General features: G+C 69.4%; 6 protein-coding genes (1 of these 6 only partly in view). 2 read left to right on the top strand and 4 right to left on the bottom strand.

The genetic code is table 11. The features are described 5' to 3' along the window. Positions 1-39: 39 nt before the first annotated feature. Positions 40-1,692 (top strand): SulP family inorganic anion transporter, encoded by a 1,653-nt coding sequence (locus PE061_RS04760; RefSeq protein ID WP_271258017.1) that lies wholly within the window; start codon positions 40-42, stop codon positions 1,690-1,692. Positions 1,693-1,732: 40 nt separating this feature from the next. Here PE061_RS04760 and PE061_RS04765 read toward each other — a convergent pair whose 3' ends face one another. Both PE061_RS04765 and PE061_RS04770 read right to left on the bottom strand, forming a co-directional pair. Beyond that, positions 1,733-2,695, bottom strand: a complete 963-nt coding sequence (locus PE061_RS04765; RefSeq protein WP_271258018.1) for an NAD(P)H-dependent flavin oxidoreductase — start codon at positions 2,693-2,695, stop codon at positions 1,733-1,735. Between the two features lie 146 nt (positions 2,696-2,841). Continuing rightward, the gene (locus PE061_RS04770; RefSeq protein WP_271258019.1) at positions 2,842-3,429 is read right to left on the bottom strand and encodes a PEP-CTERM sorting domain-containing protein; all 588 of its coding nucleotides are present in this window, start codon (positions 3,427-3,429) and stop codon (positions 2,842-2,844) included. A 168-nt stretch (positions 3,430-3,597) separates the two neighbouring features. Between PE061_RS04770 and PE061_RS04775 the strand changes: the two genes are divergently transcribed. Beyond that, positions 3,598-4,035, top strand: coding sequence for an MgtC/SapB family protein (locus PE061_RS04775; protein ID WP_271258020.1), 438 nt, complete (start codon positions 3,598-3,600; stop codon positions 4,033-4,035). Here the strand turns inward: PE061_RS04775 and PE061_RS04780 are convergent, their stop codons facing one another. Then, on the bottom strand, positions 4,036-5,478 hold the full coding sequence (locus PE061_RS04780; protein WP_271258021.1) for an aldehyde dehydrogenase family protein: 1,443 nt from the start codon (positions 5,476-5,478) through the stop codon (positions 4,036-4,038). It lies immediately after the preceding gene. An 81-nt stretch (positions 5,479-5,559) separates the two neighbouring features. After that, on the bottom strand, positions 5,560-6,122 hold the final stretch of the coding sequence (locus PE061_RS04785; RefSeq protein WP_271258022.1) for a tryptophanase. It continues 805 nt past the right edge of the window; 563 of the gene's 1,368 nt are visible here — the last part of the coding sequence; the start codon falls outside the window, past its right edge; its stop codon occupies positions 5,560-5,562.

The following is a 6,122-nucleotide window of genomic DNA, read 5'->3' on the forward strand; positions in this document are numbered from 1 at the left end:
GCTAGCCAGCGGCGTTCCCACAAGCGCCCGAAGGTTGCCATGCGCGACGTTCTGCCCATCCAGTTCACGCCGAAGCTCGTGACCGCGCTTCGCGAAGGCTACGACATGGCGCGGCTGCGCGCCGACGCGCTCGCCGGGATCACCGTCGCCATCGTCGCGCTGCCGCTCGCGATGGCGCTCGGCATCGCCAGCGGCGCCTCGCCCGACAAGGGGCTGGTGACGGCGGTCGTCGCCGGGTTCCTGATCTCGGCGCTCGGCGGCTCGCGCACGCAGATCGGCGGGCCGACCGGCGCCTTCGTCGTCGTCGTGTTCAACATCATCGCGCAGCATGGCTACGACGGGCTCGTGCTGGCGACGCTGATGGCGGGCCTGATCCTGCTCGTGGCGGGCTACGCGCGGCTCGGCAGCCTCATCAAGTTCATCCCGCACCCGGTCGTCACCGGCTTCACGGCGGGGATCGCCGTCATCATCGCCGCGAGCCAGATCAAGGACTTCCTCGGCCTCCGCATGGCGGAGGTGCCCGCCGACTTCCTGCCCAAGATCGCCGCCTACTGGCAGGCGATCGGCACCACCCACCTCGCGACGCTCGGCGTCGGCGCGGCGGCGCTCGCCATCATCATCGTGCTGCGCCGCACCGCGCCGAAGGTGCCCGGCTTCCTCGTCGCCGTGGTCGTCTCGGCGCTGGCCGTCTCGCTGCTCGGCCTCCCGGTGGACACGGTCGGCTCGCGCTTCCCGGACATCCCCTCCGGCCTTCCGGCGCCGCATATTCCGGCGCTCAGCCTCGAAAAGATGACGGCGGTGCTTCCGGCCGCCTTCACCATCGCCTTCCTCGCGGGCATCGAGGCGCTGCTCTCCGCCGTCGTCGCCGACGGCATGACCGGCTATCGCCACCGCTCCAACCAGGAGCTTGTCGGGCAGGGCGCGGCGAACCTCGTCTCCGCCCTCTTCGGCGGGCTTCCGGCGACGGGCGCCATCGCGCGCACCGCCACCAACATCCGCGCGGGCGGGCGCACGCCGCTGGCGGGCATGTTCCACGCGCTGTTCCTGCTGCTGTTCATGGCCTTCGGCACCGACCTCATGGGCTACATCCCGATGGCGGCGCTGGCGGCGATCCTGTTCATGGTGGCGTGGGGCATGAGCGAGTACGAGCGCCTGCTCCGCCTCCGCGCCATGCCGATGGGCGACCGCGTCGTGCTGCTGCTGACCTTCGCGCTCACCGTGCTCGTCGATCTCACCGTCGCCATCGGCGTCGGCGTCACGCTCGCCAGCCTGATGTTCATGGAACGGATGAGCCGCACCGTCGCCATCGAGGTTCATCAGGAGACGGAAACCGAGGAGGCGGGCCAGCGCGATGCGCTGCCGCCGGGTGTCGAGGTGTTCCGCATCACCGGCCCCTTCTTCTTCGGCGTCGCCGCCGATCTCGTCGAGACGCTGCGCCGCATGGGGCAGCCGCCGCGCGTCGTCATCCTCAGGATGCGCGAGGTGCCGCTGCTCGACGCGAGCGGCGTCGAAGGCATCAAGGACTTCGTCAGCATGGCGCACAGGAACGGCGCGGAGGTGATCTTCTCGAACGTGCAGCCGCTGCCCGCGCAGGTGCTGCGGCGGAACGGGCTCGGCCCGAGAAGCGGCAAGGTGCGCTTCGCGCCCGACTACGCCGCCGCGCTGGCGATGGCGGCCTTGCCCGAGGTGTAGCCGCGGTTCGCGGGCAGGGCGGCGCACCGAAACCGCCGGATCAGCGCGCGATAGCCCCCAGCCGCGCCATCGCCGCCTTCGCCTCGGCGAGCGTCCGTTCCACGATCTCCGCCGCCCCGAGGATCGCGTCGACGCCGCCGCCGCCCTGCCCCGCCGCGAGGCACTGCGTCGTCGGATCGACATCGAGGAGGCCCGCGATCGGCCCCAGCCGGTTCGCCTGCGCCGACTCCATCGCCTGCAGCGGGAACGGCTTCAGGTCCTCGGGATGCCGATCGAAATGCTCCGTCGTCTCGTTGGCGATGGCGCGCAGCGTCTTGCCGGTGAAGCCCCGGCTGATCGTCGTCGAATCGTCGCGCATGGCGACGATGGCGTCCTTGTAGGCCTGCCCCGCGTGCGCCTCGCGGCTGGCGATGAAGCGCGTGCCCATCCACACGCCCTGGCAGCCGAAGGCGAGCGCCGCCGCGAGGCCGCGCCCGTCATAGACGCCGCCCGCCGCGATCACCGGCACGTCCACCGCATCGACGCACTGCGGCCAGAGCGCCGCGCTCGCCACCTTGCCTGTGTGGCCGCCGCCCTCGGTCCCTTGCGCGATCACCGCGTCGCAGCCCGCCGCCGCGGCCTTCACTGCATGGCCGACCGTGCCGCACATCGACATGACGACAAGGCCCGCCGCCTTCAGCTCGTCGAGGATCGGCGTCGGCACGCCGAGCCCGGCGACGAAGGCCTTCGCCCCCTCCGCGATGATCACGTCGACGCTCGCGGTGAGCGTTTCGGGCTGCGCGGCGAGAAGATCGACGCCGAACGGCCTCTCGGTCAGGTCCTTCACGCGCTTCATCTGCTCGCGGATGAAGGCGGGGCTGGTGCCCGCCATGCCGAGCGTGCCGAATCCGCCCGCGTTCGAGACCGCCGCGCAGACCTCCGCATAGGAAACACCGCCCATGCCGGCGAGCAGGATCGGGTGTTCGATGCCGAGCAGGTCGCAGATCGGTGTGCGAAGGGACATTCGGGGAGCCTCCCGTCAGTGGCGCAGGCGGAGACTATGGGCGCAGCACCGCGCGGTGGGCACCTCGCGTTCCTGATAAGCTCCCGAAAGCACGTGCCCGCCCGGGGCGATCCCGGACGGGCACGATGCGCAAGATCGCGGACGCGTCAGGCGCGGCGGCGGCGAAGGCCGAGCGCCAGCACGCCGAGGCCGAGCAGCGCGATCGCGCCGGGCTCCGGCACCGGCGTCGGGTCGGATGGTGCGGCCTTGGTGTTCTTGAACGAGAAGCTGAGGTCGTTGAAATCAAACGGGCCGTTGTAGAGGTCTTCGAAGCTGACGAGCGTGGTCGCTTCTTCCCATTCGTTCTGGACGCGGGCGTGAATGTTGGCGTCCGGGTTCCGCGAAGCCGCGCCGGTGTAGAAGTCGTAGCCGGTGTTGTTCACATGCAGGCGGAAGACGAGTTCCGTGCCGATGCCGAACGCGCCGAGATCGACGGTGCTGCCCACCACCGAGAGATGGTTGTTGAAAATGTAAAGGTCGTTCGACGTGTCGCCATCGAGACCGGGCGTGCCGTCGGCGAGCAACTCGAGATAGAGATCGTTGCTGTAGGCCGCCGAGTTGCCCTCGTACCGCGCGATGACGTTTTCGGTCGACGAAACGATGACGCTGAGGCCGTCGCCCGACGAAGCGATCGGGAACGCAGCGGCGGCGGTCGCGATCAGCGACAGGGCGATGGAAAGTCCGATAGTGCGCATGTGACCCTCTGTATTTGCAATTCGCAAAAATATGAGCAAGGGCTATGCCAAATTCTCAACACACTGATGAGAATGGATTTTTTCGAGAAGTCGCAAAATGCGATTTTCAATTTGTAAATCCTGCCGACAGCGCAGGAACCTTTGTGCGTACCGGCCATTCTGGCTGTCATGACATGGGAGGACATCGCCATCCGGCTCGGCGCCGCGACCGCGATCGGGCTGGCGTTCGGTTTCGACCGCGAGATGCGCGGACACGAGGCGGGGCTGCGCACGCACGCGCTGGTGGCGCTCAGCTCTGCCATGATCGTGATTTCGGCGCTGCTGCTGTTCGAGGAGTACCGCGGCGAGAACGCGCAGCCGGACCCGCTGCGCGCCATCGAGGGCCTCGCGCAGGCGGTCGGCTTCATCGCCGCGGGCCTCATCTTCGTCAGCGGCGACAAGGTGAAGAACCTGACGACGGCGGCGAACATCTGGCTGTGCGCCGCCCTCGGCATCGCCTGCGGGGCGGGGCAGGTGCCGCTCGTGGTGATCGGCACGCTGCTCGGGCTTACCGTACTGGTCGTGCTGCGCGTCCTCTACCGGGCGGTGCCGGATGCGCAGGACTGATCACTCGGCGGCAATCGCCTCGCCGTAGCCGATCATCGCCTTCGTCTCGAGGAACTCGCCGAAGGCATGGTCGCCCCACTCGCGGCCGTTGCCGGACTGCTTGTAGCCGCCGAACGGCGCCATCAGGTCGCTGCCCGCGCCGTTGATGATGACCTGCCCGGCGCGAAGCTGCGCGGCGATCTCGCGCGCCTTCCCGATGTCCGTCGCCTGCACGTAGGCGGCGAGGCCGTAGACGGTGTCGTTGCCCTCGTCGATGGCGCGGTCGAGGCTGTCGTAGCCGAGGATCGAAACGACCGGCCCGAAGATCTCCTCGCGCGCGACCGTCATGTCGTTGGTGACGTTCGCGAACACCGTGGGCTTCGCGTAATAGCCGGTTTCCAGCCCCTCGGGCTTGCCGGTGCCGCCCGCGACGAGTTCGGCGCCCTCGTCGATGCCCTTCTGGATCAGGCCCTGGATCTTCGTCCACTGGAGCTCGGAGACGACCGGCCCCATGCGCGCGTTGCCGTTCGGGTCGCCCGGCGCCCACGCGTCGGCGGTCGCCTTCGCCACCGCCTTCGCCTCGTCCATGCGGCCGGCGGGCACGAACATGCGCGTCGGCGCGTTGCAGGACTGGCCGGAGTTGTTCATCACGTGCGCGACGCCGCGCTTCACCGCGTCGCCGAAGCCCGCGTCGTCGACGAGGATGTTGGGCGACTTGCCGCCGAGTTCCTGCGCGACGCGCTTCACGGTCGGCGCCGCCGCCCGCGCGACCTCCACGCCCGCGCGCGTCGATCCGGTGAAGCTCACCATGTCGACGTCCGGGTGCGACGAGATCGCCGCGCCCACGGTCGGCCCGTCGCCGTTCACGAGGTTGTAGACGCCTGCGGGCACGCCCGCCGCGTGCAGGATCTCCGTCCACAGCCACCCCGAGAACGGCGCGATCTCGGAGGGCTTCAGCACCATCGTGCAGCCGGTCGCGAGCGCGGGCGCCACCTTGCAGGCGATCTGGTTGATCGGCCAGTTCCACGGCGTGATGAAGCCGCACACGCCGATCGGCTCCTTGGCGATCATCGTCGTGCCGCGCGGCTCGTGGAACCTGTAGGTCTTCAGCACCTCGATCGCCGTGTGCAGATGCCCCGCGCCGATCGCGGCCTGCGCGCTCTTCGCGAGCCACGCGGGCGCGCCCATCTCCTCAGTGATCGCCTCGGCGACCTCGCCGCTGCGCTTCGTGTATTCCGCGAGGATGGACTGGAGCAGTTCGAGCCGTTCGGCGCGGCTGGTGCGCGAGAAGCTGCGGAACGCCGCCTTCGCGGCCTTCACCGCGCGGTCCACGTCCTCCGCCGCGCCGAGGCTGATGCGCCCGGCGACGGCCTCGGTCGCCGGGTTGAGCACATCGAGCGTCTTCGCCCCCGCGGCCGGATCGACCCATTCGCCGTTGATGTAGAATTTCAGATAGTCACGCATGGCTCGCTCCATCGCATTTGTGGATTTGCACAAGCCTTAGCGCGATTCGGGGGCGGGACGCACCCCCGAACGGCAGGTCTTTCAATCGAGGCGCGCGAACTTCGCCGTGAAGTGGCGCATGAACCGCGGCTGCTCCACGATGCGGAAGCCTTTCAGCCGCGGCCGCAGGCGGTGCACCTCCTCGAAGGTCTCGGCGACATAGTCGGCGTGGGACTGGGTATAGACCCGGCGCGGCAGCGCCAGCCGGACGAGGTCCATCGCCGCGGCCGCCTCGGTTCCGTCCGGCTTGCGGCCGAACATCACCGTGCCGATCTCGCAGGTCCGGATGCCGCCCAGCTCGTAGAGCGCCACCGCCGCCGCCTGCCCGGGATAGGACAGCGGCGGGATATGATCGAGCCACGCGCGCGCGTCGACGAAGACCGCGTGCCCGCCCGCCGGGCGCATCACGGGCACGCCGAGCGCGTGCAGCTTTTCCGTGAGGTAAGCCGCGGTGCGGACGCGGTAGCGCAGATAGTCCTCGTCGACGATCTCGCGCAGCCCTTGCGCGATGGCGTCGAGGTCGCGGCCGGCCATGCCGCCGTAGGTCGGGAATCCCTCGGTCAGGATCAGCCGGTTGCGGGCCTGCAGGGCGAGGTCGTCGTCGT

Origin of the sequence: Sphingosinicella microcystinivorans (assembly GCF_027941835.1) — a bacterium.
Lineage (GTDB): Bacteria > Pseudomonadota > Alphaproteobacteria > Sphingomonadales > Sphingomonadaceae > Sphingosinicella.